Consider the following 26,500-nt stretch of genomic DNA (forward strand, 5'->3'; position numbering starts at 1 on the left):
TCTCACTTCGTTCGAGACTGCGAAGTATTGCTAACGAAGTCTATGCTCCGACGAACCTTTAGGGTTCTCATCCCTTTGCAGAGAAGTTATTACAGAACGGAGAGAGAGGGATTCGAACCCTCGCACCGCTTACGCAGTCTAACCCCTTAGCAGAGGGTCCCCTTATAGCCACTTGGGTATCTCTCCAAGAAATGGCTCCCCGAACAGGGCTCGAACCTGTGACAACTCGATTAACAGTCGAGTGCTCTACCAACTGAGCTATCAGGGAAAATTAACTTGAATAAGATTAATTTATCATGATTAATAATCCAAGTCAACATGCCTTCCATCACTTTCTCCAATACATTGAATGATACTCACATCAGATATTCTGAAGGCCCAGCTTTCCCGCGCAACGACCACAGCGGTAACGCTTCGGATCTATTTTCCGCTTGCGCAAATATTCCGTCCCACAGCTCTTGCACACCAGCTTATAACGATATGGCAGCGGCTTTCTGCCTTTGCCATCAGGCAGAGATTGACAGTAACGCGAACCGCCCACCTTCTGTAATAAAGCCTTGAATTCCGGGTCACGATGCTGATAGCCGCGCCCTCGAATATGCAGATGATAGTGACACAGCTCATGCTTGATGATTTTTTCAACCTCATCTCGCCCGTAGGCTTCGAGTTGATGCGGATTGATCTCAATCCGGTGACTTTTGAGCATATAACGCCCTCCCGTAGTGGTCAGACGACTGTTAAACAACGCTTCATGGGTGAACGGCACTCCGAAATGATCCAGTGATACCTGTTCAATCCATTGTTGCAATTCCTCATTTTCCATCGGTATCCTCTCCTTGCACCCCCTCGGAGCATTTGTTTTTCCGGCATAATACTTGAATTTTAACCGTTTCGTAGGCTACACTGTCAAGTAGAATGTATGAGGGGAGATTATTACTCGTTATGCCTACAATGCGCTATGTCATCCTGCAGCAGGAACAACAATTGCAGTTCGTGGAAATGCCGGCGGATTACGCCTATCAACTAAGTGCGCTCAATCTGCGCCTTCACAAGGAGATAGATAAACTCACGGCAGCAGATGTCCCTGTCCTGCCTTGGGCGATCGCCGAATGTGACAGCCTCGATCTCCTGAACGAAAATCTTACTATCATTGGCGGCCTTGATTATATCAATGCGCTTGAAAAATCTTTTGCAGCACTACGTGAAAGCCATTATCCTTTGATTTCTCTGCTTACCGAAATCCGGGCGCTCCAAGCTCAATTGGAACAATGGTATGAAGAAGAGATGGAAGCCCTCTAATTCATCTGAGGTATCATTTTAAAATGACAAGTTCAAAAAGCGCAACTCCCTGCATTGGGAATTGTGCTTTTTGGCGATTGAGATAATGATTTGGCGGAGCTCCTCACTTAAGCCGCACAGTCCAGGCTATTGCCACATATGCTAACGTACAGATGAATTATGCAAGAGGAGGAGATACCCTTGCCTCAATGGCTTTGCAATCAACTGATGCGTGCATTTCACAAAAAGGATAGCCGGCAAATCAAGTTGCTGAACGAATGCTGGTTCTTTTATCGCAACAAACCAGCAAGTGGCACACCACGTAGTGCAGAGAACGAACTTTAAGAGGTTTCCTAAAGTCTGCTTTGGATTACGAAGGATGGCCTTTAGAACTCGCACTTTAAGAGAATGCACATATTCCCACCGTACTTACCAGAGGAATTAGAACGGACAACGGGACCTATTACTGTTGACAACAAACAGCCTTCCCTGGTCAGGGAAGGCTGTTCTCCAATCCTAATGCTTAAGAAGACTGTTGCGCAGAGGCAGGCTTCTTCATCGTAAGGCCGACACGGCCTTTTTTGGTATCCACATTCATGACCCAGACCGTTACGTTATCCCCGACAGATACAACATCCATCGGATGTTTAACATATCCGTTGCTGAGCTGTGAAATATGGACAAGCCCATCACTCTTAATCCCAATATCAACAAAGGCACCAAAATCAATAACGTTCCGAACTGTACCTTGCAGCTCCATGCCTTCCACCAGATCCTCAATTTTCAATACATCCGTACGGAAGATTGGCAACGGCATCTCCTCACGCGGGTCACGACCCGGACGCTGCAAGCTGTCCAGAATGTCACGCAATGTAGGTACACCTACGTCCAGTTTCACAGCCAGTTGCTCCGGCTGTTGCTTTGACAGTAACACCGACAGTTCCTTGCTGCCCAGCTTGTCCAGTGCAACCTGAAGTTCCTTGAACAGCTGATCCACAACCTTGTAGGACTCAGGGTGAATTGGTGTACGATCCAATGGATTCTCACCCTCACCAATACGCATGAATCCTACGCACTGCTCATAGGTTTTGGCACCCAGACGCGGCACCTTCTGAAGCTGACGGCGGTTCGTAAACCGGCCATTCTCTTCGCGGTACTTCACAATGTTTTTGGCAATCGTAGCGTTAACTCCGGCAACATATGACAGCAGCGAAGGTGAAGCCGTATTCACGTCCACACCCACATGGTTAACTGCGGATTCGACAACAGCCTTCAGGCTTTCTTCCAGAACCTTCTGGGAAACGTCATGCTGATATTGCCCCACACCAATGGCTTTGGGATCAATCTTAACCAACTCCGCAAGCGGGTCTTGTACCCGGCGAGCAATGGAGGCTGCACTACGCTCCGCAACATCCAGATCCGGGAACTCTTCCTGGGCCAGCTTGGATGCAGAATACACACTCGCCCCTGCTTCGTTAACAATCAGATACACAAGACTTTCATCACCGTTCTCCTGAATGATCTCTGCAACAAACTGCTCCGTTTCACGCGATCCGGTACCATTACCAATGACGATCAGTCCGATATCATATTGCTTGATCATGCGGTGGAATACTTCCGCAGCTTCACGTTTCTTGTTGTGTGGGGGCGTTGGGTAGGTCACAGCCACTTCCAGCAGCTTGCCCGTATCATCTACGACAGCCAGTTTACAACCCGTACGATAGGCCGGATCGACACCGAGGACACGTTTGCCATGAATCGGTGGTTGAAGCAACAGATTACGCAGATTGGCGGAGAATACCGAGATGGCCTGATTTTCACCTTTTTCCGTCAGTTCTCCACGAACTTCACGCTCGATGGAAGGCGCGATAAGCCGCTTGTATGCATCCTCAATCACGTCACGCAGGATATCCTGCACAGCAGAAGCACCACGAATGATCTGTCCTTCCATATGACGATGGGCCGGTTCTGCCTGTACGTCCAGGCCGACCTTCAGAATACTCTCACGTTCACCGCGATTAATCGCGAGAATCCGGTGTGGAGGCATCTTTTTGGATAGTTCGCGGTAATCATAATAATTTTCGTACACGGACTCCTCTTGAGCATCCTTCGCTTCTGAAGTCAACATCCCGTGATCCAAGGTGTACCGACGAATCCATGCACGAATGGCAGCATCGTCTGCGATATTCTCAGCAAGAATGTCTTTGGCTCCCTGAAGCGCCGACTCCGCATCTTCTACACCCAGTTCAGCATTGATATATTTCGCAGCTTCCTGGAGTGCATCGCCTTGTTTCGGTTGACCCCAGATCCATACAGCAAGGGGCTCAAGACCTTTTTCCTTGGCCACACTCGCACGCGTTTTCCGCTTCTGACGGAACGGACGATACAAGTCTTCCACTTCCTGCAGCTTCACCGCTTGGGTTATGGATTGCTTCAGTTCTCCGGTCAGCTTGCCCTGTTCCTCTATAATACGGATGACTTCCAATTTGCGATCCTCAAGATTGCGCAGATAGACAATGCGTTCTTCAATGGATCGCAGCTGGTTCTCATCCAGCTCTCCAGTCATTTCTTTACGGTAGCGGGCGATAAATGGAATCGTATTGCCTTCGTCCAGAAGCTCCGACGTCGTACGGACCTGCTTCAAGGACAGTGACAGTTCCTTGGCTACCTGTTTGATGATTCGTTCATGGCGTTCTGCCTTTATTGTTTCTTCATTGGGTTCCAGAACCGTTTCCTGTTCAGACAAATAAATCCCTCTTTCCTTCCTGAATCGTTCGTTACAATCATTTCAGGGCAGCTTTGCTGCTGTAATTGCAGTATAGTTGAACCAATTGTTTCTTCCACTCTACCTATATTATCACAAAATCACGCCTAGATTTCCATCAATCCGCAAGCATACAAGTTCTGACAGAATGATGTCATCCTCCAGCCTTCCCCATTACGGCAAAAAAAGACCGAAAAACGTCATCACGACGCTCCTCGGTCCTCCTTTATTTAAAACTCTATACACAATAGCAATCTATAAGTGAAACTACTCATTTACACCATGACGGAGAGGACAGAAAAAACCTGAAAAAGCGAAGCTACAAGCTTTCTGCAAGAAAGCTACTTCGAAAGCATACGCTATCCCCGGATTTTCCCTTTGAGAAAGAGAATCAAAAAATCTGGGGATAACAGCGATTGGAAGGTTGTTCTGTCATCGCAGTATCCGTGTAAATAACTGTAGTTCACTTATCTAGACGCGCTCGAACCGGAACAGTTCGCTCAGATAGTCTCCTGATGCGCTACCTACCGAAATACCGCCATACATCAGGGCATCGCCGGTAAAGGTCTCTGATCCGCCTTTCAGACGATAATCCGCATTCGGGTCCAATCCTTTCAGCTTCAGGCGCTGAAGTGGCGCATTAGGCTCAGAGAGCACACGGAAGTAGAATACAACAGCTTCGCTTCCGTCTGGTGCAATAAACATCCACGCCGTCTCATTGCCTTCAAACGGACTGAGTAAGCGACGGAATGTTCCATATTGGACCGTTCCACGGATCTCCTTGTACAGTTCAACCTGGGCTTTCACGATGTCGTTCTCTTCCTCCGTGAATTTCGTCAGGTCCAGCTCATACCCGAAGTTGCCCGACATCGCCACATGTCCCCGAATCTCTAGAGAAGTGATCCGGTTCACCTGATGATTCGGTACCGCCGAGATATGGGATCCCATGGAGCTCACCGGATACACAAGACTGGTACCATATTGAATCCGAAGACGAGAGATCGCATCGGTGTTGTCACTTGTCCAGGTCTGTGGCATGTAATAGAGCATACCTGGGTCGAAGCGGCCGCCACCACCTGAACAGCTCTCGAACAGAATGTTCGGGAACGCCGAAGTGATCCGTTCCATGACGTCATACAACCCCAACATGTAACGATGTGCGGTCTCACGCTGTCTATCTGCCGGAAGTAACGCAGAACCCACTTCCGTCATATTGCGGTTCATGTCCCATTTCACATAAGTGATTGGTGCAGAACCAAGTACGTCTGTTAACATGCGTACAATCTCATCACGTACATCCTGACGAGAGAAGTCGAGTACCAATTGTTGACGTCCTTCTGTCCGGCGACGATCAGGCACATGCAGACACCAGTCCGGGTGCGCACGGTACAGCTCACTGTCTGGTGAGATCATCTCAGGCTCAAACCACAGTCCGAACTGCATGTCCAGACCTGTTACGCGGTTAGCCAGATCATCCAGCCCCTGTGGCAATTTGTTTTTATCGACAATCCAGTCACCCAGCGAGGAGTTATCACTGTCCCGGTGTCCAAACCAACCATCATCCAAGACAAACAGCTCAATACCCAGCTTCTGTCCAGCGCGAGCAATCTGTTCAATCTTGTCCGCATTAAAACCAAAGTAAGTCGCTTCCCAGTTATTGACCAACACCGGACGCTCCGCATTGCGGAATTTGCCGCGTGCCAGACGCTCCCGATACAATTCGTGGTAGGACTGTGACATGCCATCCAAACCTGCAGCCGAATACACCATAACTGTCTCAGGTGTCTGGAAAGCTTCCTGTGGCTCCAGCTTCCAGCTGAACTCGAACGGGTTGATCCCAAGCGATACACGGGTGGTGTGGAACTGATCCACTTCAGCCTGTGCGGTGAAGCTACCACTGTAGACGAGACTGAATCCGTAGACTTCACCCTGATCTTCGTCCGTACCTGGTGTCATCAGCGCAATAAATGGATTTTGCTGGTGACTGCTTGAACCGCGACGACTCTCAATTCCTTGAAGGCCTGACGCAAGCGGTCTGCGCACGATATCACGTTCCCGTGTCCAAGCCCCTGATAATTGCAACAATTCATAATCAGCATGCGGGAAATCGACAGAAGAACTGAGCGCACGCACCACATTCACAGCGGTAGCGCTCTCATTAACGATACGCATAGAGCGTGTAATCGCATTAAATGCCGTAAAGGCTGTATAAGAAAGCTCGATCTTGATACCAGCGACGCGGTCTTCCAGCTCGATAACCAGCGTCTCTGCTTCGTCATCGGATTCAACGTATGTTGCTGGCAGTCCGGTAAGCGCTGCCTTTCCTTTGACCAGTCGATGACCTGTATACGTAAACTCTGAAACCGTTGAGCCATTCTCAAGTTCCAATTGGATTGCAGGGTTACGGAAATCACTCGTGCCATACACTGGCAATTCCACTGGCAACGTATCGAAGGAGATCGTACGATCCTCTGGCACCGGGTTAGGGCTAAAGGACGCTCGTTCTGTCCGAACATGCAACCAGCTCAGATCGGTGTCACGTAATTTTTTGCCATAATACAAATGCACCAAATATCCTGAAGGCAGTACCTGAAATACGTAACTGGCCTCACGGGTCTGTAAATGAAACTGAAGTTTCTCCTGATTGATGTAAATGCTCATATGTCTCCTCCACCTCTATATATAGGTCTTTCGGGTAAACGGTTTCTCAGGTTTCATTATAGCGAAAAGATCGCCAATGTTCTACGCTTTCATCAAGCTTTAATCAAAAGAGCGTACAACAGCCCGAAGGATGTCATACGCTCTTTTGGTTACAGTCTGAATTCAGTGTGTTCCCTTACAGGAACATCCATTGCCAACGGACAGCAGATCAGCGTACAAGACGCTGGTTACTGCCTTAAAAATCGATTAAACCAAGACTGATCTGTAAGGCTTCGTTGACCAATTTCATGGTCTCCTCGTCCAGATGGGTAATCTTGTCAGTCAGCCTCTGCTTATCGATCGTCCGTATTTGTTCGAGCAAAATAACCGAGTCCCGGTCAAAGCCATGTGCCGCCGCATCAATTTCAACATGCGTTGGCAGCTTTGCCTTCTGGATCTGGGCGGTGATAGCCGCCACAATACAAGTTGGACTGAACCGGTTGCCGATATCATTCTGGATCACCAGAACCGGCCTGACTCCACCTTGCTCGGAACCGACAACGGGAGAAAGATCCGCAAAAAAAACGTCACCACGTTTTACGATCAATGTCTACACCCCGCTAACTAAGCGGTCCAGAGTGCTGTCCGCATCTTCCTCCGCATGAAAGGCTTCGGATGCCATGGTCAGATTAATTTTTGCCATCTCCATGTACCCTCGCTGCATCGTTTCACGGATGTAACGTTTCTTACGCTCCGTTAAATACAGCTTCATAGCCTGCCTAATCAATTCGCTGCGGTTGGAATTCTCCAGCGCTACGATGCCATCCACTTCCTGCAAAAGATAATCAGGTAAACTGATCATGATCCGCTTGGTGTTCTGCAAGTTGGCCACCTTTCTTCCACCCCCACAAACCTTTCGCCATTGTGAACCAGTATTACGTTTTTCCAGAACTTTTATACAAAGGAATATATATGCCCCGAGTATATCAAGTATGCTGTACTCCATTATAAACACGGGGAACAATATTCGTACAGACCAAACATCTCAATTTAGGAATTAAATCCTTACCGTTATACAACATTCGAGATGCTCCGACAGTTTTCCTTCTGTTCTGAAAAAAAGTTTATTGGTAATGACGTCCAGTTTACTTGTCAGGATGTCAAAAGTGGATTGATTTTGGCGACTACTGCTCCACCACGGGTATATACCCGTGGAATGCGGTGCGCCATCATGCAGATCACTTCATAAGCAATCGTACCGAGCTGGGATGCCACCTCGTCTGCGGTTATAACGCCACCAGACTGATGACCGATGAGGACAACCTCTTCGCCGACTTGAATTTCTTCCGCTTCTTCCGCGAAAGATTGTAACGACACCATACACTGATCCATGCAGATTGTACCGACGACAGGGACGCGGCGGCCGCGTACAAGCACTTGTGCTTTACCTGTCAGCATTCTTGAGAATCCGTCTGCATATCCGATCGGCAGGGTCGCTATTCGTTCGTACCCTTGCGTAAAATAACGGGTTCCGTAACTGATCCCCCAATGGGGTGGCAGTGTTTTGACCAGAACCGCTTTCGTCTTCAGCGTCAATACCGGGGACAGCTTCACCACCTGATGATTCACCTCAGCCGAAGGATACAGTCCGTACAGGCTTATTCCCACACGTACCATATCATAGGACAATTCCGGTGTATCAATGGCAGCGGCGCTATTCGCCGTATGTATAATCGGGATGGAACATCCCTGATCCCTGAGCGCATGAACCACGCCTTGGAACCGTCGATACTGCTCCAGTGTATAGGTTTTGTCTTCTTCATCCGCTCTGGCAAAATGGGTAAACATGCCTTCCAGCATCACCTGATTGAGCGAAGCTACTTCCTGGATGAAAGCCAATGCCTCATCGCCAGGTAACAGACCTAATCGGCCCATGCCGCTGTCAATTTTAATATGAACCTTCAGTTTGTTCGCGAATGTGCTCGCATCCAAATGTAGAATAGCGTCAAGCACTTCCCTGCTGAACAGCGTGATGGTCACATCATGTTTCCATGCAACAGCGATCCCTTCAGGCGGCGTATAACCCAATACCAGAATTGGAATCGTAATCCCATGTTGTCGCAGTTCCAGAGCTTCGTCAAGAAAAGCAACACTTAAGTAATCCACACCCATTCGTTCCAGTTCTCTGGCCATCTCCACCGCTCCGTGCCCATAGGCATTGGCCTTCACACAGGCGAGGAATTTCATGCCCTGAGGCAATGCCTTGCGGAAAGCTTCTACGTTAGTACACAAATGATCCAAATTGATGTCCGCTTGGGTCGGCCGATATTGTCCTTGCACGTTAAGTCACCTTCTCTAATCATCTTAATCCGGCTCACGTCAGACTCCATCGTAATGCTCCTGCATGTGACTGTCAAATGAACCGAAGTTTCGCATTCAAAAACAGGTGCAAGGCGCGCCGTTTGAGGAACCAATGTGAATACAGAAGAAGACCGATAAGCGAGATTGACAGGGCATAATTTCACTTTCAACCCCATCAAAGAGCTGCTTATATCGATTATTTACCCGGTTCCCCCTGCATAGAAGCGCATTTTGCATTATTGGATGATGGGAGTAGGAGAAACGGTTCCAGATGAATACCTATCTCTCATCAAACAAAGCACCGGAGAACGGGTCTCCGATGCTTCTTAGCATTCCTTATGTTTATGCTACTATTCGTTCTTTTGTGCAAAAATCATTTGCCTGACTCTTCCTGCATCGATGTTGCAATACGTACCATTTCGTTCTGAGGCAAGTCTGCACTGGTGATTCGATATTCTATGCCATCTGTCATCCATGTCAGAGTCTTCAATGCATCTCCGCTGATCATCCCCAGTGTGAATCCAAGATCCACTACACTGGATGGAGCAAGCGATACAGCTCGATCCTGCGGTCTGGCTTCGAATATCGTGTAATTATATGTTCCTTCATAACGAAGCATTACCGAATAGTCTTCCGCTTCTTCCAAGATCTGATCATCCTTGAGCTGTACACCTTCCGGCGCATAGGTCGGCTGAATTACACCGAAGCTGTCTGAACCTTCCGGTTCTGCGAGGGTTGGCTCTTCGCCTTCCTGGCCTGTTGCAGCACCTTCTGTACCTTGCTGCTCTGTGTCCCCACCTACACCCGTCTGTCCATCAGTAACAGCTCCGTCAGGTTCAGGCGCAGTCTGAGGATTGGCTGGTTCTTTGCCGCCCTCATTACCGGTTTGCTCCACAGGAGTCACACCGGAGTCGGTTCCTGTTTTGCCGCCTTCTTCTGAAGCTGCTGTCATGTTACGTTGCATGTCAAAGGCATCTTTCTCAAATTCAGTCCCGAATTTGAAGGAGTCAAATTTCACATCGACCACAACATTGGCATTGGAGTCGGATACCTCCACCTGTTTAGGTGCGTAATCCGATTTGTTCAGCCAAATTTTCTGTCTGACAAGTGCATGTGTATTATAATTGGCAGCTACATCAAATACATAGCTCTCCTTCTCGTCCGCAAACTGACGGGTTGTATCCCCCGTGATGCTCCGAATCAATGTTTCATAGAGGTATACCTGTCCCTGATTATCTGGCCAATTGCTCTGAAAACGGAAGCTTTTGTTCTGGCTCGGTGTCAAAACAAACACGCCTTCATCGTTACGCAGTACAATCTGTGTTACATCCTTTTTGGCATTCGTTAACGCAATACGATAATAGGAAGGCTTCTGATGCCATACCTCGACCTTGTACTGCTGCGGCGTATCTCCGGTATGCAGCGTCATCACGCCTGCCCCCTGGTAACTTTCCATCTCTCCTACGACTTCGTTCAGATCTTTGACCACAGCTGCCGCATCCTTCTTCCCGCAGGCGGCAAGCAAGACCGATAAGACCAATACCATGGCAAGCATCCATGATATTCGGCGCATGACATCATCCCCTTTAGCACATGTTTTCACTTCAGGATTGTGCTTGCAGCAGAACCCCTACTTGATTAGTACATGTTATGAGGGACTTGTTCGATATATGCGGACTAGTTTGACAAGCAATCGATGAAGTCGGTTAATACGGCACTGCTACGCAAAATCAGTCTCAGGGAGGATGTTAACTTTATCCAGAAAAGGCATAGTGGATTGTAGGAGATTATTCGTTTTATTGACTATTGGGAGGGAAAAGTATGACGACAATTCAGCTTCGCGCATCACTGGAAGGACTGGATGAATTCATCAACGATCAACTTCAACTATGGAATGGTGTCGGTACAGCTGTGGCTGTGATCCATAAGGATGAGGTCATCTGGCAAAAAGGCTACGGTTATCGTGACCTGGAATCCAAACTTGAAGTTACCCCTAATACGTTGTTTGCCATCGGTTCAAGTACCAAAGCCTTTACCGCAGCAACCGCTGCTCTGCTTGTTGATCGGGGGATACTGGATTGGGATATCCCTGTGAAGTCATATATGAAGGATTTCAAAATGTTCGATCCAGTCACAACAGAACGTCTAACTATTCGCGACATGTTGTGTCATCGTTCCGGTCTTCCAAGGCATGAGTTGGTATGGTACAACTCCCCACGTACAAGAGAAGAACTTGTGCGTGCATTACAGTATCTGGAGCCAAATCAAGATTTCCGTAACAAATGGCAGTATCAGAACCTGATGTACATGACAGCAGGTTACCTTGTTGGACAGCTCAATGAAACTTCGTGGGAGCAGATGGTTCAGAAGTCCCTATTTAATCCGCTCGGTATGAACTCAAGTCTGTTCTCAGTTGAAGAGATGCAACTTCAGTCTGACTATGCTTACCCTTATATGGAGAAGGATGGTCAGAATACAAGAATACCTTTTCGAGCCATTGATGCCGTAGGACCTGCTGGTTCCATTAACAGTAATCTAGTCGATATGATCGCATGGCTTCAATTCCAGTTGAATCAAGGTCAATGGGAAGGAGCGTCACTGATATCTAAGGAACAGATGAAGATTATGCATAGTCCTCAGATGACTAGTGATTCGCCGTTCATAAGCCAAGAACTGCCTGTGAGTACTTATGGTTTGGGTTGGATGATTGAGCCTTATCGTGGACATGCCATGATTCATCATGGTGGGGCTATTGATGGCTTTGCATCACAAGTTGCCTTTTTGCCAGAGGAGCAGATTGGAATCGTGGTTCTGAGCAATACCAACGGAAGTATAATTCCGTATACGGTTGCTTTTCATATTATGGACCGACTGCTTGGACTTGAGCCCGTCAATTGGAGTTCCAAATTGAGCAAATTAATGGGGAAAGAATCAGCAGAAACGGAGGCTAATCCGGAGAATCCTTTGGAAGTACCTATTCAAGCAGACACTGCCGCTGAGGAAAAAATGGAAGACCCTCTCATCATACCTTGTGATCGCCCTTACACCGCTTATGCGGGTATTTACACGCATCCTGGTTATGGCGAGATGTCTATTCAGGAAACAACGAACGGGTTGCAGGCAACCTTTAACGCCATCGAAATGCCCATGGATTACACCGGAAAAGATACGTTCTCTGTCGAACTGGTCACATTCGGGCAAAATTTTACATTTACGTTCACCCTGAATGAATCAACAGAAGTTGCTCAATCCATCTCTATTCCTTTGTTGCTTGAGCCGGGTACAAAGCCTATTGAATTCAACAGGATTTCGTAAATGATCTGTACCTATATAAATTGAACTAATGAATATATTTACACTGGTCACTCCGATGACAGAACAACCTTCTGATCGCTGTTATCCCCAGATTTTTTTGATTCCTTTTCATTAAGGCGAAATCCGGGGATAAGCGTATGCTTCCGATGTAGCTTTCTCTTAGAAAGCTTTCAGGCGAACGCTCTGCTTCCTTAGGTTATTTCTGTCCTCTCCGTTTTGTATAAATTTTTAATTCAAGTTATATAGAGAATTCCTGATATTTTCCGTTGTGGTAGGTAACCATCCATACCTACCACAACGGAATATACACCGGATAACTCGCATCCTCTTGCTCGGCACCAGGCCTTCTCTTCACCCACAGTCTGCGCAGATCAGGCAGACCATACCCCGCAACACGATAATCTCGCAGAGAATCATGATGGGCATGTTCTTCCCTGAAGCTGTACGCGGGCAGAAACAACGCCTCCTGTATCAGTCGATCTTCCAGCTGAATCAATCTTCCCAACCGTTCCGCAGGTTTCTGAATCATAACCACTCGTCCGCATTCCTGTTCCAGTTCATGTCTCCAGTAATCATTCATGGCGATCAGGAATAATGTGTTCCGAAAGGTATACATCGTCACGAGACTCAGCATGACATGATCATTGAAGACTTCTCCTGTATAGATCAGATCACAGTCCCCGAACCCATCTTGATAGACTGCATGGACCGGATCTCCTGGCACAATGTTGATATGCAGGCCAATCTGTTTACATCTCTCTGCAAACCAGACCATGTCTGCCTCCATCTTCTCTCCTTCTTCCACCCACAGACTTAAACTCTGCCCTTGGTAAGAGCTACGACGCAATAATGCTGATGCTCGCGCCAGCGAGGACTCCATGGAAAGTGCGGGTACAGGTGTGACAGAACCATCCGGTTGTTCCGAATGCTTTCTCCATAGCTCCCCTTGATCCGTACTCATCGTTAGATGCTGCTCCTGTACTCGTCCTCGAATCAAACTATAAGCAGCCTGTGTGTTTGTGCTCCCGAGCGCTTCCGACAGCTCATACGCATTCAATAACTGTTGAACAGCCCGGCGAAAATTCACATCATGCTGTGGCCCTTCCTTTTGCATATTAAACGTCATATACACACCGCCCTGCATCTCATGCTGCACTGAACGTGGTTGTGCATCCGGAAATAAATCATGCTTGATGATGGATTCCGCCTTTGCCGAGTGGGGGAGCTGCCACACTTCAACGCGATCTACATAAGCACGCCCTCTGAAATAAGCAAGGAACACCTCAAGCACGAGCAGCTTCGAATCATGACGAGTCAATCGATAAGGTCCTGTTCCGATCGGATGAAGCGGGTTCATCTCCACATCTCTAGGCAGGATAGATGCACACATACTGCTCATCAGATCCGGGAACATGAAGTTCGGCTTATTCAACACAAAACGTACCGTCAACAGGTCATACGCCTCTATGCTCTCAATGGAACCAAACAGCGGCCTGCACGGGTTACTCTTGTCAGAGATAATGCGATCAAAGGTAAACTTGACGTCCTCTGCATCCAGTATCCTTCCATGATGAAAAGGTATGCCTTTATGCAGATAAAAGGTCCATTCCCTTCCATCCGCATGACTCTCCCATGCCATAGCCAGACTCGGTTCGCACACTTGGCGTTCAGCATTATAACGAACCAAACGATCAAAGACCTCTGCAATAATGAATACTTCTCCCCACATCCCCGTCTGCGTCGGGTCGAGAGTCTTAAAGGGTGTATTCTGCGGAATCCGCAATGTATCCACTCGGCCTCTGTCCCCTTCATTCGAACGCATGCCGAATTGAGTCTGCATTTGCTGCATCAGATGTTCTCGCATCGTAATTGGCAAGGTGGCGGCCAGTTCATAGGCATCCTCCATCCTGTTGCCATTCAGTAGATCGTCGAACCGTCCAAGCGCCACTTCAAGCAACGGGACACAAAATACCAGCATTGATTTTTTGCCTCTGCCACGCTGCGGGTTCCACCTGACCCATCTGTTCTCCTTGAATTTGTTCATAATGAGGTTCATATTGCGCATGGTACAACATAAAAGATCAGCGAGTTCACCTACCGTTGTATGTACTTCTTGTTCATCATGCACATGTGGAAAGTTCAACCGCAGTTGAATGTAATGTTCTGATACGTCCATATATGCCCTTCCTTCTTCTCATTCTAATCTCTATCTTTTAGTTGCCTTCCTCGTTCTGCTAAAATACGAAATCCACCCGGATGCTTCTACAGTTTTTCTTCAGGTTTTCCTCCATTATACTCAGTAACATCAACATGACCAGTGGGAAGGAAGAAGAACAATTTATGAAATACGCCGATCTGCACCCTAACATCAGGATACGTATCATTACAGATTTTTTCACCGATCTGACCCAAAAGTCCATCATTCCATTCATGGCGATCTATCTGAGTATTCAAATTGGCGCAGGTGTGGCAGGGTTATTGCTGACAGTCAATATTGTAGCTTCCATGATTGTGGGATTGTGGGCAGGATATTGGTCGGATCGAATTGGACGGAAGAAATTAATGGTCATTGCACAAACTTTGCAGGTCGTGGCTCTACTTTGTTTGGCCATCGCCAACTCGCCGTGGATGGATTCGATCATCGTCACTTGTCTCATGTTTCTGTTCAGCAGTCTAAGTTCAGGGATCACCGTGCCGATTGCTAATGCCATGATTGTCGACGTGAGCAGTGAACATGAACGTCATTATGTATATGGGTTGCAATATTGGACAACGAACGTTGCTGTAACCTTTGGCGCACTGATGGGCGGGCTATTTTTCGAATCATTTCGTTTCCTATTGTTCAGTCTGGTATGCCTGGAAAGCATAGCTACCCTGTTTATTTTGATCTTTATAATTCGTGAAACAATGGATAAACATGTAATGGGTCGTGCCGATCAATCCAATGATCCCGGTCCATCCACCACTCCAATGCAGGCTGATGCTCCCATCCAGAGGAACATACTGAAAACGTACTGGGCGGTCTTTCAGGACAAACGTTTCATGGTATTTTTCACGGCTACGGTCCTTGCTGTCTCCTTGGAATTTCAGTTGGATAAATATATTGCGGTTCGTCTAAAAAGTGAATTCACCGCCCAACTGTTCGGCTCAGATATCTCAGGTCTGCGTATGTTCAGCCTGATCATGATCATCAACACCGTACTGGTTGCATTGGTTGCAATCCCATTCTCCAGATGGATGGGCCGCTTCCAGTTCCGATCTATTATGACTGCCGGTATGTGCCTGTATACCGCTGGCTTCGCCGTTCTTGCTTTCAGCAACTGGGCCTGGTTACTTATATCATCCGCTATATTGCTGACCATTGGAGAATTGATGTACGCCCCTGTTCGTCAGGTCATGCTAGCCGGTATAATTCCAGATTCGGACCGTGCCGCCTATATGGCTGTTGACGGGTTGAGCTATAACGTGGCTGCACTACTCGGAAGTATCGGGTTAACCATTGGAGCCTTCCTGCCCTCATACGTAATGGCTGTTCTGTATGTACTCATGGGGTTTTGGGCGCTCATCTTTTTCCGAATGTTATTTCGGAAGGCAGAGGAACAGCATCAACATCTGGCGTGTGCAGATGCATCTTGATTTCACTTTTTCGGCAACAAAATAATCATCCAAGGGAGCCGGGCAGGCTCTCTTTTTCATGTCCAAACTCGACGCATCCAAGTAAATTATCATTAACATTTTGTATATTATAGTTTACATTTAGTTAAATATCATGTACATTGACTTCATGGAGGTGAGCAAGTGGAAGAATTGCACAATCACGTTCGGGAGTTACGAGCCAGAGACCGACTGTCCCAAGCGGAACTAGCCAAACTCATCGGCGCATCCCGCCAAACCATCGCCCTGATTGAACGTGGAGATTACTCTCCATCGGTCGTCTTGGCATTAAAAATAGCCCATGTCTTTCGTGAACCTGTCGAAAAAATTTTTGAATTAAAAGGTGGAGATTAAGATGAACAGAACAACTTCCCCGTCCAAAAAGAACAAGATGCGTCTTCCGTTGTATGCGGCAGGTGGTGCTGTGGTCGGTTTTCTCGGAGCCAGCGGAATCAACAAAATTCCATCTAATTTGAACTGGACGCTGTCCATTTACTATGACTATGATCTTTTATTTGCATTACTGGCTGCTTCAGTGGTGGTTATGATGTTGTGGAACACGCTCAGTCTTGTTCGTACACCATCTGTGCCTCCAACGGAAGATGAGGTGTATGGAGATTCTGACTCACTCATCTCTCCTGCTGAGCGTTCCCTCGGAAAAGCGATGATCCTCAGCGGATTGAGCGTTATTGTTGCGTTTACCTGGATCGCACTTGCTCTGTCCTTAAACGCTTCCAACAGAAACATGCCGAATTTTCCCGAACTGTTTAACCTCATGAATCTCTTTGCTGCGTGTATCTCTATTATTATCGTTGTAATACTGCAAACACTGACTGTGAAGCGATACAATCTCTATTTCCCTGATCGCGCACTGGATCTGAATTCACGCAACATGAAGAAGGATCACTTCGAGAAACTGGATGAAGGTGAGAAATGGATCGTATACCGTGCAGCCTATCGTTCTTTCCTGATGATGAACATTTTGCTTGGGATCGGCATGGTCTCCATGGTGTTATATTCAGCCCTCTTTAGCTTTGCTCCATTTCCAATCGTAATGCTCTCTGTGATCTGGATCGCCAACATCGGAATCTATTATCGTGAAACCTATCGTGCGAGTAATCAGTAATACATGGGTAAGTAACTATTTTGTAAATATTTTCATAAAGGAGTGTTTGCATGCATTTATCCAAACGAAATACACGCGTCAGGTTCACCTCCCTAACCGGAGCTTTCATGGCTGTAGTTCTGTCTCTCAGTCTGTGGGTACCCGCAGTTCAGGCGGAGACTGTGACTCCAGTAGCTGCCGAACAAGGTAAGACGAAAGCGCTGACAACCGAAACGGCTACAACATTTCTCGATTCATTCTTCAATTCCGCTGAGGCAAAACCTCATTATGTTGGAGCTTCCGTTGTTGTCGTGAAGGATGGTAAAGTTCTGGCGGAAAAAGGATACGGCTATGCTGATCAGGAGAACAAAACGCCTATCGATCCGAAAAATACGGCCTTCCGTGTAGCCTCTGTCTCCAAGACATTCACGGCGGCAGCCGTGATGCAGCTGGTGGAGCAAGGCAAGGTTGACCTGCAAGCTGATTTTCAGACCTATGTGAAAGGGCTCGAATTCGATAATCCCTTTGACAAACCTGTAACTGTGGAGAACCTGCTCACACACACGACCGGATTCGAGATCCGTGATCCCCAGCAGGAAGACATCCATACTGATTTTGATAAGTACATAGCGATGGAGGAATACGCGCAGCAACATATGCCTCCTGTCGTTCGAGAACCTGGTAGCGCCTACATGTACGATAACTTCTCGTTTTTGCTGCTCGGCATGATTGTTGAAAACGTAAGCGGCGAGCCCTTTGAATCCTATATGCAACAACATATCTTCAAACCACTCGGCATGGACAACAGCAGCTTCATCCTGGACGAAAAGTTCCAAAAGCAGCTTGCTATAGGCTATGATGCGGCACACAAACCGCTTGATCTGTACACCCTCTCTCCAACACCAATGCCTCAAGGTGGCATGTTGTCTACCACAGAGGATATCGGAAAATTCATGATTGCGTTCCTGAATGATGGCGTGAAGGGCAACGAGCGTATTCTCAAGGAATCTACAGTGAAAAGCATGGAGCAGTATCGTTCCTCCATTCATCCATTGCTGCCGGATACCACTTACGGGTTCGAAGCACCGTTTCAGCTTCCTGGGGCAGGAAGCAGTTCCAGCGTGATTACCAAAGCAGGCGACCTGACAGGATTCAGCTCTTATCTATTTTTTATTCCTGAGCAAAACACAGGCGTCTTCCTGACCTATAATCAAAATGGAGCACTTCGTAATCTGTTCTACCCGGCATTCATCCAGAATTTCTTCCCGCAATATGCAGAGCCAGTGCAGTTCAAGGATTACACGCCACAATCCGCAGCTGAGCTGCAACGCTTTACCGGATTGTACGCAGATCTTCGACTTAGCACGATTGTAAGTTCCCTGAAAGGTGGCGGCGATAAGCCAGGTCAACTGAGCATTAACGATGTGTTTCTGGGCCAACGCAATCTGATTCAAGTGGAAGATAATCTTTTCAAAGACGAATTGACCGGTCAATTCACAGCATTCAAAGAAAATGCAGATGGCACCACATACCTGAAAGAACCTTACCTCAACCCAATGGGTTATGAGAAAAAAGGACAAAAGCCTGCGGGCTTCCGGGATGTTCGTGAGAACAGTCCTTATGCTGAAGCCATCTATGCAATACAATCTCTTGGATATTATGAGAATGATGCCAACAAGTCTTTCCAACCGAAAACGGCGGTGACACGAGCTGAATTTATTGAGAACAGCCTTAAACTGAGTGGTTTGAAACCTAGCAAAACAACACCTCCTGCAGGCACCGACTGGGCAGACCATTCGGCAGCGGGATATATTCAACTTGGATATGAATTGGGTATGATTACGGGCACGGACGAACAGCAGTTTAAGCCGGATCAAGTCATTATCCGACAGGAAGCCATGGTCATGATGTGGAGAATTATGCAACTGCAATATCCTAGTGAACTGTTCAAGGATGTGAAACTGGCGGGGCACACAGATGAATGGGCTGTACCAGCCATTCAGATGATGTATACGCTCGGTATTTATGGACCTGAGGTGAAGGTATTGGAAGATGGATCCGTTGATTTCCTTTCCCGCAAACCTCTGATTCGTCAGGAAGAGGCGGCAATCATGTATGCGCTGCTTACACAGCCGACAGATCGAATCGTCGCTGAACTAATGGCTGCTCAGCAGCCACAAACCGAACCTGCTGAAGGAGCCGAGCCTGCAAAGGAGACATCAGAAACTGCACCAGTTCCATCACCAGCGGCGGCCCCTTCTGAAGTATCGGGACAATAAAAATAAAATATCTTCATATTGATAAGATTTATCATGCTTATAAATGAGAAAAACAGGCTTGTTCAGAAGGATACAAACCTTCTTGAACAAGCCTGTTTCGTTACTTTTCTTACGTTATTATAGCTATCTGTTACATGTTACGGAGTTATAGCCGTCTTTATTGGATCAACGAGGATACATGTGTGTTTCCATTACGCTGATCAAACTTGGCTGCAACGGTCTGAGCATGCTCCGCAAAGTAATCCGCCAGCTTGAGCAGATCTCCCGGATCACCTTCATACGGGAAGGATGCTGGCAGGCGCATGCGATAGCCTTCCGACTCTTTTTCTTCAGCCCAACGCCGCAATAACGGGGCTGCCTTCGCATAATACAACATTTTGGCATACGCATCTTCATGATCGGTTGCGAGCACCAGTGTTTCTTCGAGGACATCAATGCCTTTGGCAGGGTTCGTATGCGTGAGATACTCCATCTGCTCGGAAAAACTCTGCACAAAATCGTTCTCACCCTTGATCAAGCGGTATCCCTTGACCTGATATTTATCGGCTTCCTCCGTCCGCCCCAGACGATATAGCGGCATCAGAATTTCCGACAACGTTAGATGCGGAATCTCCGCACAGCTCATGCGTCCTTTGAGAATAGGCTTGGCCACTTCCAGCACCTTCTCGTCGTCTCCTTTTAACATAAAATAACGCATAATCTCATCCTGCTCACACGCCTCACAGTCACTCATGAAGTCGCGGTCTAATGTTCTGAACTTGTCATAACTGCGTCCTGATTCCTCCAGCTCTCCGAAATCCATAAAGATGCGGAAACGATAGTACCAGTAAGAACGCTCACTGTAACCATAAGACTTGAACCGTGCTCCGAAGTCCTCCAACAGCTCCATAATCTTCTCGCGTGAGATTTCAGGGAAATCGGGCATTTTACCGAGAATCCATTTATAAGACCACAATAACGTCTCTTCGTCATACAGCTCTGGTTGCTGATCGAACTTGCCAAGTTGCCAGGAAAAAGCGATCAAAGCTTTCATCGGATATCCACAGAAGGTGGCTACATCCACAATCTCGGAGCGTGCTTCGTACGCCTCCTCAACCATACCATTAACATCGGCTACCCGCGCTGCTTCCTCCAAAAAACCGAGCTTTGCAGGACCATTAGGCAGTTGATAGGCCTCTTCCATCAAATCTTCAAAATCCATCTCTGTCTTCATCACGCATCCCCCTTACGATCTGTATTTGCCCGCAAACCCCAATCAATGAAACGAACAATGCCCTGATTTAACACTTCAAGCTCCTGCTTGCTCATGGCATAATGCCCCATCATCAATGCATTGACGTATAACATCTCGATGGCAATTGGCGTCATCTGGTTATCCGGTGATGTCAGTACCCGCTGAATGATCGGATTACTCACGTTCAAATATAAGGTTGAGTACCCTGCTGAACTACTCATGTTAGATGACAATGAATCTAGAACAGACGAGAACAGGTCAGTGCTCTGTTCGCTCGCCTTTTCCAGCGCACGCAGTGTAGATGACTCTTGAGATAAGGTGAATAACACCGGCAGTTCTTCTGGCTTGAAACCTTTGACCTCGGTTCGGCAACGGAAACGCTGCAGAGCCGAATCTGCCAACCGCAGCGCATCGTAATACTGGTTGCGCTCAGCAGGTGGTACATCGGTGAACGTCATGGAGACTTCGTCCGGTTCCAGCTGCTCGGACTGCACGTTATGCAGAACCATAGGCAGCTTAGCCATAAGCTCCTTGTCGTAGATGTAACCAGCGTTTACAACGAGCATCGACTGTGCGGAAGCGACATGGTGGATCTGACGATATTCATCAATGGATCCTGTGTAGTACAACGTCTCTCCTTCATCGATAAGCTCACCCAGTTCACGGTGTCCTCTCGTACTCTCAAAAGGCAGCCAGCGATGAATCATCGCGTAGAATGCTTGATCCTGCACAGCCAGCGCCTTCATGGACAGAGCATGCAGACGAATCAGCTTCTGCAGCCGTTCCGTCTGGCCCTCAGCCATGTCGACAAGTCCCTTGCGAAGTGCGTCTCCGAGTTCGGAGCGAACTTCCTCCAGCTTTTCATTTTCATAAAAATGTTCTCTGGAAGCCGTTGGTTGAAGCTCATCTGTCCATATCAGGCATTTCACAAAGAACGCCCACTCTGGCAAGATGTTCTCAGCCTTCTCCGAAATCAGCATTCGCTTCAAGTAAACCCGGTGAGAACGCTTGGCATTCAGATTCACTGCATGTGGCAGTACAAAAGCAATGCCTCCGGTACGGCCTGAAGCCGTCGTCAACGGAATGAAGTCCTGGAACTGCTCGCCAAGCAGACGTTCACCAAATGCCAATACCTCCGCTCTGCGTGAACGTGCGAGTGCAGGGTCCGTCAGCCAGATCGGTGTCTCGCTGTTCACCACATCTTGCGCGCCGTCATGATACAGCGTGACCGGATACGGCAATAACGCTCCGTAATAGAACAGAGCTTCTTTCACATACTCTGGTTCAAAGTAATGCGCCGCGTCCGGTGTGCAGCGCAGATATACTTTGGTTCCTGGGGACAGCTGTGTGTCCAACTGTCGAATCGTATAAGTGCCATCCGGCTTGCCCCGCCACTCCATCGAAGGGCCACCCTTCGCGGATTGCGTCAGCATGACAATCTCGTGACTCACCATGAAACAGGATAACAATCCAATCCCGAAACGTCCGATAAACGAAGTCTCTCCATCCAGCAGGGCTTGCTGCCCCCGCTTCGAGGATTGTCCAATCATGGCCAGGAATTCGTGGATATCAGCTTCAGTCAATCCGATCCCGTTGTCCTCCACCATCATGGTCAGTTGCTCACCTGTTCCTGTCAATTCCACTCGAACTTTGCCCTGATACCCTGGCTCTGCCTCCGTTCGTGCGGTAATCGCATCCGTCGCATTCTGCATCAGTTCGCGCAAGAACACCTTAGGACTGCTATATAGATGGTTGGATAAAATCTGGATCATCCCGCTCAGGTTCACCTGAAAACGATATTCATTGGATGCTGTCATGACTCACTCACCTTCCTCTACGTCCAGACACAATATGTACCCATACGATGTATTCGTATGGATGTGTTAGACGAATTCATTATGTAATCGTTAAAAACAGACGTTCCCGTTGCAGGTACGTCCAAAACATCACGCCAAGCCGGTCCTGGATTACCAAGACCGGCGTTAGATGAATATTACAGACATTCATGAGACGTAAGGTCTTAACTTTCATTACCACATTATGAATAGCAATGAAACGGATGTTCTACCCTAAAATAAGGATACATGTTACAAGCTATAGTGAAAACAAACCTGAGACCCGATTTCAGACAGACTTCAGGGTAAATATGCATCCTGCATTCGGGACTATTGAAGGAGAGATATATCTTTTTTGTCGTCCATTTGAACGATATCAGCCTACCGCACGTATAATCTCCAAACTCAGATCGGACGGTGAATATAGATGATCGAAGCAACTAACATATCCAAGCAATTCAAGGTGCATCAAGCACTTCAAGATGTCAGTTTCACCGTTAAACAAGGCAGTGTCACCGGGTTAATTGGGCCAAACGGTTCGGGCAAAACCACACTGATCCGCATCATGAATGGTGTCTTGGGTGCTTCCAGTGGACAGGTAACCATTAACGGATTGGACACCGCTCGTGAGGCGGAGAAAGTACTGGCCATATGTGGCACCCTTACCGAACAAAGTGGACTATATGAAAATATGAGTGGCCGTGACAATCTGACTTTCTTCGCAGATGTTTTTGGCCTGAAGCATGCCCAGAAACGTATTGACGAGCTTGTAACTCTGTTCGAGTTGCAGGATTATCAGCATCGAAAAGTCGGCACCTATAGCACAGGCATGAAGAAACGATTGGGCCTTGCACGAGTACTCCTGCACCGTCCTTCCACCCTGTTCCTGGATGAACCTACCAATGGCCTGGATCCGGATGGAATTCAGATGGTACTGCGTATCATCCGTCAACTAAATCAGGAAGAAAAGATGACGATTCTGGTCTCATCCCACGTGCTGTCCCAGCTGTCAGCCGTCTGTGATCGTTATATTTTCCTGGAAAAGGGGCGCATCGTTGAGGAAGGCACGGAACAGGAGATTGTTAGCCGGTACCTGTCCACTCCGAAACTCGAAGTCGAAGCCGACATGCCCGATGGATGGCACACAGCAACTGACTATACACCTGAAATAATCTCCGCACATCAAGCGATGTTTCAGCTTACATCTCGTGAAGATATTCCATTACTGCTAAGGCAATTAACGGAGCACGGTCAAGTCTATCAGGCCCGCATCACGGGCAGTGATCTGGAAAGTATCTATTTTGCCATAAGGGAGGCACACCACCATGAATAATCGTCAAGCCATACGTGCACTGGTACGTAAAGATATCCGGTCCGTCACAGCCAGCGTTCAGCTCTGGTTGCCTATGTTGATCGTTCCACTGATTATCGGAATCATCATGCCTTCTGCCCTCCTGTGGGCGGCCTCCAGAATGGAACTTCGTTCTCTGGGCAACATCAGCTTTTTGCTCGAATCATTGGATGCGTTAACCCATGGCGGACAGATTCCTCAGCTTGCTTCCATGCCTACAGATAATCATCGTATTGTCTATTACTTGGCCATGTATATGTTCGCTCCTTTGTTTCTCATCATTCCGGTGATGGCCTCCAGTATTCTGACGGCCAATAGTTTCGCTGGTGAGAAGGAACGCAAGACGCTGGAAGGTTTATTGTTCACACCGATCAGCATGGACACTCTTTTTAAAGGCAAAGTATTGGCTGCCCTAATCCCTTCCCTTCTATTATCCTGGGTTACTTTCCTGATCTATGGAATCATTGCCAATATTCTGATGTACCCCATGTTTGGAACGTTGATGTTTCCCAATCTGAACTGGATCATACTTGTGGTGTGGGTTGTTCCAGCTTGCAGTCTTATGGTCATTCTATTAAACGTATTGATCTCGGCCAAGGTTCGCGGTTTCCAGGAAGCCTATCAGCTCGGCGGATTGATTGTCCTTCCTCTGATGGCCTTAGTCGCTGGTCAAGCCAGTGGAATGCTGCTGATCGGTCCTTGGATGTTACTAATGATTGGAGCATTGCTCCTGCTCATTAGTATGGTTCTTCTTCGTTTCGTCACCCTATGGAATAGTCGTCAGCAGCTGGCGGAAAGTCAGATCTGAGATTGAGCAGATTGAGAAATAGATAAACGCAGGTTATGATGTGGAGACATGTACTTTCGGAAGATAATAGAGAGGGATGGAACAACCGCATGGAATCCAAACTGCTTCAAAAATTAAAATATGCTCCACAATTAACGGCACAAGAGAAGCATATTGTGGACTACATCCTGAACAATCCCGAAGTTGTATTTGGTTCTACAGCCCATGAACTGGCTCAGCAAACCTATACAAGCTCATCTACCATTGTTCGTCTATGCAAAAAGCTGGGTACCAAGGGGTACCCAGACTTTCAGTTAAAGCTTGCTCTTGAATATCAACAGATGCCTTCCGCGTTGCAGACGCAGGATTGTCCAATTGCACAACAAGGCAACGTGCTTGGTGCCATTGACTCGGTTCCTTACCTGTACCAGCAAGCGCTAGAAGATACACGCCGGATGTTAAACGCTCCTGTTTTGCTACGAATCTCTAACTGGGTCAAAGAATCTGGACGCATCGATATCTATGGCAGTGATATGAACTATTATCTGGCGCAACAGGCTTGTGCCAAGTGGAATGAACTCGGTATATCTGCGATTGCTCATAATAGTCCCAACATGCATTACATGAATACGATGAACCCCAATAGCAATACACTGTCTTTTGTTATCTCGCACACAGGTGAGAACCAATCCATGATTGAAGCCGCCAAAGTGCTGAGCAACAAACAGATGAAAGTCATTGCGGTCACAGGCAAAAACCATTCAACCCTGTCCAAACATTGTGATGAGACTCTACTGGCATATGGATACAATGAACAATTAAGGCTGTCCAAAATGTCTTCAATGGTTTCTGTACTTTATATTTTCGACATGTTGTACATGAGCAGCATTAGTGACACGTATTAACGATTACTGTATATCTGCTGCGAATACAATTCCGGCATCCTTACGCGCACCCATGAGTACACTCATCACAGACTGGCTGTGTTCCAGCAGTTCGTAACACCGGTTGTAATCCCCACCTGCATGGATGTCCCTGAACGCTTCCCACTCATAGTACAGCCAATTGGACTTGGTCTGGGCATTATACTCCTCAGCAGGCTCATTCCCGATCTGAAGCTTGATCTCCCGGCAACCGTTTGCTCCCCCGACAACGTGAAGATACCCTTTTTCTCCCTGAATGAGGACAAAGTTCATGCTGTTTGTATCTTTGGCACCCACACATTCAGCGATAAACTCTGGATATTGGAGAACCACTACTCCGGATGTATCAATGCCGTTTGCATGTTGGTTTGCGGTATACGATACGGCATTCGGACTGCCGAACAGATTCATGACCAGATGAAGATTATAAATATTGATATCCATCAGCGCTCCACCAGAAAATTGTGGATTAAATACATTCGGTGTCTGCCCTGCAAGCAGATCATTGTACTTGCGTGAGTATTGACTGTAGTTACATTGGATGAGTTTGATCGGACCAAGCTTTGGTAGTTGCTCCTGTATAACTTTGATATTGGGCAAATGAATGTTAGAGATGGCTTCAAACAGCAACAGATTCTTTTCTTTTGCAAGTGCAATCAGCGTTTCTGCTTCGTGAAGCGTGGACGTGAACGGTTTTTCGCAGACGACATGTTTGCCATGTTGAAGTGCCTGATAGGCCTGTTCGTAGTGCATGCTGTTTGGTGAAGCAATATATACGAGATCTACATTTGTATCTGAAAATAGGGATTCCAGGTCCGTATAGATGGTATCGACCTCATACTTCCCCGCAAGCTCCTGTGCTGTCTCTCTCTTCCGGGAGTACATCGCTGTACACGTAACATCATCCAATTCATTGATCGCAGCTAAAATGGCATCCACAATGGACCCTGTACCAATCGTTGCTATATTCATCA

At 47.4% G+C, this 26,500-nt stretch carries 21 protein-coding genes and 2 tRNA genes; 10 read left to right on the top strand and 13 right to left on the bottom strand.

Annotation, left to right across the window (positions count from 1 at the left end; all coding sequences use genetic code 11):
- Positions 1-97: 97 nt before the first annotated feature.
- From AB4111_RS09525 to AB4111_RS09535, 3 genes are all read right to left on the bottom strand, one after another.
- Positions 98-186: transfer RNA gene (locus AB4111_RS09525), tRNA-Ser, on the bottom strand.
- A 6-nt stretch (positions 187-192) separates the two neighbouring features.
- Positions 193-268, bottom strand: a tRNA-Asn gene (locus AB4111_RS09530).
- Positions 269-361: 93 nt separating this feature from the next.
- Positions 362-823, bottom strand: a complete 462-nt coding sequence (locus tag AB4111_RS09535; RefSeq protein WP_036669054.1) for a SprT family protein — start codon at positions 821-823, stop codon at positions 362-364.
- Between the two features lie 119 nt (positions 824-942).
- Between AB4111_RS09535 and AB4111_RS09540 the strand changes: the two genes are divergently transcribed.
- On the top strand, positions 943-1,299 hold the full coding sequence (locus tag AB4111_RS09540; RefSeq protein ID WP_433583199.1) for a hydrolase/acyltransferase: 357 nt from the start codon (positions 943-945) through the stop codon (positions 1,297-1,299).
- 180 nt (positions 1,300-1,479) lie between these two features.
- Positions 1,480-1,623, top strand: a complete 144-nt coding sequence (cmpA, locus tag AB4111_RS09545) for a cortex morphogenetic protein CmpA (protein ID WP_105408244.1) — start codon at positions 1,480-1,482, stop codon at positions 1,621-1,623.
- A 178-nt stretch (positions 1,624-1,801) separates the two neighbouring features.
- On the opposite strand, the gene AB4111_RS09550 is transcribed toward cmpA, so the two are convergent.
- From AB4111_RS09550 to AB4111_RS09575, 6 genes are all read right to left on the bottom strand, one after another.
- Positions 1,802-4,024 carry a Tex family protein gene (locus AB4111_RS09550; protein WP_442031327.1) on the bottom strand — a complete coding sequence of 741 codons (2,223 nt, stop codon included), beginning with the start codon at positions 4,022-4,024 and terminating at the stop codon, positions 1,802-1,804.
- Positions 4,025-4,513: 489 nt separating this feature from the next.
- Positions 4,514-6,703, bottom strand: coding sequence for an alpha-galactosidase (locus AB4111_RS09555; protein ID WP_342572191.1), 2,190 nt, complete (start codon positions 6,701-6,703; stop codon positions 4,514-4,516).
- A 235-nt stretch (positions 6,704-6,938) separates the two neighbouring features.
- The gene (locus tag AB4111_RS09560; protein ID WP_024630714.1) at positions 6,939-7,289 is read right to left on the bottom strand and encodes a type II toxin-antitoxin system PemK/MazF family toxin; all 351 of its coding nucleotides are present in this window, start codon (positions 7,287-7,289) and stop codon (positions 6,939-6,941) included.
- A 3-nt stretch (positions 7,290-7,292) separates the two neighbouring features.
- Positions 7,293-7,574, bottom strand: coding sequence for a CopG family ribbon-helix-helix protein (locus AB4111_RS09565; protein ID WP_017690037.1), 282 nt, complete (start codon positions 7,572-7,574; stop codon positions 7,293-7,295).
- Between the two features lie 260 nt (positions 7,575-7,834).
- Positions 7,835-9,022 carry an alanine racemase gene (alr, locus tag AB4111_RS09570; RefSeq protein WP_442031328.1) on the bottom strand — a complete coding sequence of 396 codons (1,188 nt, stop codon included), beginning with the start codon at positions 9,020-9,022 and terminating at the stop codon, positions 7,835-7,837.
- Positions 9,023-9,416: 394 nt separating this feature from the next.
- Complete coding sequence (locus AB4111_RS09575; protein ID WP_442031329.1) at positions 9,417-10,616, bottom strand: DUF4367 domain-containing protein; 1,200 nt, start codon at positions 10,614-10,616, stop codon at positions 9,417-9,419.
- A 248-nt stretch (positions 10,617-10,864) separates the two neighbouring features.
- Here AB4111_RS09575 and AB4111_RS09580 point away from each other — a divergent pair, with 248 nt between their 5' ends.
- Complete coding sequence (locus AB4111_RS09580; protein ID WP_442031330.1) at positions 10,865-12,358, top strand: serine hydrolase; 1,494 nt, start codon at positions 10,865-10,867, stop codon at positions 12,356-12,358.
- A 289-nt stretch (positions 12,359-12,647) separates the two neighbouring features.
- Here AB4111_RS09580 and AB4111_RS09585 read toward each other — a convergent pair whose 3' ends face one another.
- Positions 12,648-14,534, bottom strand: coding sequence for an ABC transporter substrate-binding protein (locus AB4111_RS09585; protein WP_442031331.1), 1,887 nt, complete (start codon positions 14,532-14,534; stop codon positions 12,648-12,650).
- Positions 14,535-14,698: 164 nt separating this feature from the next.
- Here AB4111_RS09585 and AB4111_RS09590 point away from each other — a divergent pair, with 164 nt between their 5' ends.
- The 4 genes from AB4111_RS09590 (at position 14,699) to AB4111_RS09605 (ending at position 19,396) form a co-directional block, all read left to right on the top strand.
- Entirely contained in the window at positions 14,699-15,994 is a 1,296-nt protein-coding gene (locus AB4111_RS09590; RefSeq protein WP_442031332.1) for an MDR family MFS transporter, read from the top strand.
- 162 nt (positions 15,995-16,156) lie between these two features.
- On the top strand, positions 16,157-16,366 hold the full coding sequence (locus AB4111_RS09595; protein WP_017690042.1) for a helix-turn-helix transcriptional regulator: 210 nt from the start codon (positions 16,157-16,159) through the stop codon (positions 16,364-16,366).
- Position 16,367: 1 nt separating this feature from the next.
- Positions 16,368-17,138, top strand: a complete 771-nt coding sequence (locus AB4111_RS09600) for a DUF3169 family protein (protein ID WP_442031333.1) — start codon at positions 16,368-16,370, stop codon at positions 17,136-17,138.
- Positions 17,139-17,188: 50 nt separating this feature from the next.
- Entirely contained in the window at positions 17,189-19,396 is a 2,208-nt protein-coding gene (locus AB4111_RS09605) for a serine hydrolase (protein ID WP_442031334.1), read from the top strand.
- 157 nt (positions 19,397-19,553) lie between these two features.
- Here AB4111_RS09605 and AB4111_RS09610 read toward each other — a convergent pair whose 3' ends face one another.
- A complete protein-coding gene (locus AB4111_RS09610; protein WP_442031335.1) occupies positions 19,554-20,609 on the bottom strand; it encodes a hypothetical protein in 1,056 nt (351 codons plus the stop codon).
- Entirely contained in the window at positions 20,609-22,447 is a 1,839-nt protein-coding gene (locus AB4111_RS09615; RefSeq protein ID WP_442031336.1) for an HSP90 family protein, read from the bottom strand. Before AB4111_RS09615 ends, AB4111_RS09610 begins: the two co-directional genes overlap by 1 nt.
- Positions 22,448-22,892: 445 nt before the next feature.
- Between AB4111_RS09615 and AB4111_RS09620 the strand changes: the two genes are divergently transcribed.
- The 3 genes from AB4111_RS09620 to AB4111_RS09630 all read left to right on the top strand — a co-directional run bounded on the left by AB4111_RS09620 (position 22,893) and on the right by AB4111_RS09630 (position 25,508).
- On the top strand, positions 22,893-23,798 hold the full coding sequence (locus AB4111_RS09620) for an ABC transporter ATP-binding protein (RefSeq protein WP_442031337.1): 906 nt from the start codon (positions 22,893-22,895) through the stop codon (positions 23,796-23,798).
- Positions 23,791-24,624 (top strand): ABC transporter permease subunit, encoded by an 834-nt coding sequence (locus AB4111_RS09625; protein ID WP_442031338.1) that lies wholly within the window; start codon positions 23,791-23,793, stop codon positions 24,622-24,624. Before AB4111_RS09620 ends, AB4111_RS09625 begins: the two co-directional genes overlap by 8 nt.
- An 89-nt stretch (positions 24,625-24,713) precedes the next feature.
- Positions 24,714-25,508 (top strand): MurR/RpiR family transcriptional regulator, encoded by a 795-nt coding sequence (locus AB4111_RS09630; protein ID WP_442031339.1) that lies wholly within the window; start codon positions 24,714-24,716, stop codon positions 25,506-25,508.
- Positions 25,509-25,511: 3 nt separating this feature from the next.
- Here AB4111_RS09630 and AB4111_RS09635 read toward each other — a convergent pair whose 3' ends face one another.
- Positions 25,512-26,498 carry a Gfo/Idh/MocA family protein gene (locus tag AB4111_RS09635; RefSeq protein ID WP_442031615.1) on the bottom strand — a complete coding sequence of 329 codons (987 nt, stop codon included), beginning with the start codon at positions 26,496-26,498 and terminating at the stop codon, positions 25,512-25,514.
- Positions 26,499-26,500: the final 2 nt, after the last annotated feature.

It is taken from the genome of Paenibacillus sp. 2KB_22 (assembly GCF_052115745.1).
Classification (GTDB): domain Bacteria; phylum Bacillota; class Bacilli; order Paenibacillales; family Paenibacillaceae; genus Paenibacillus.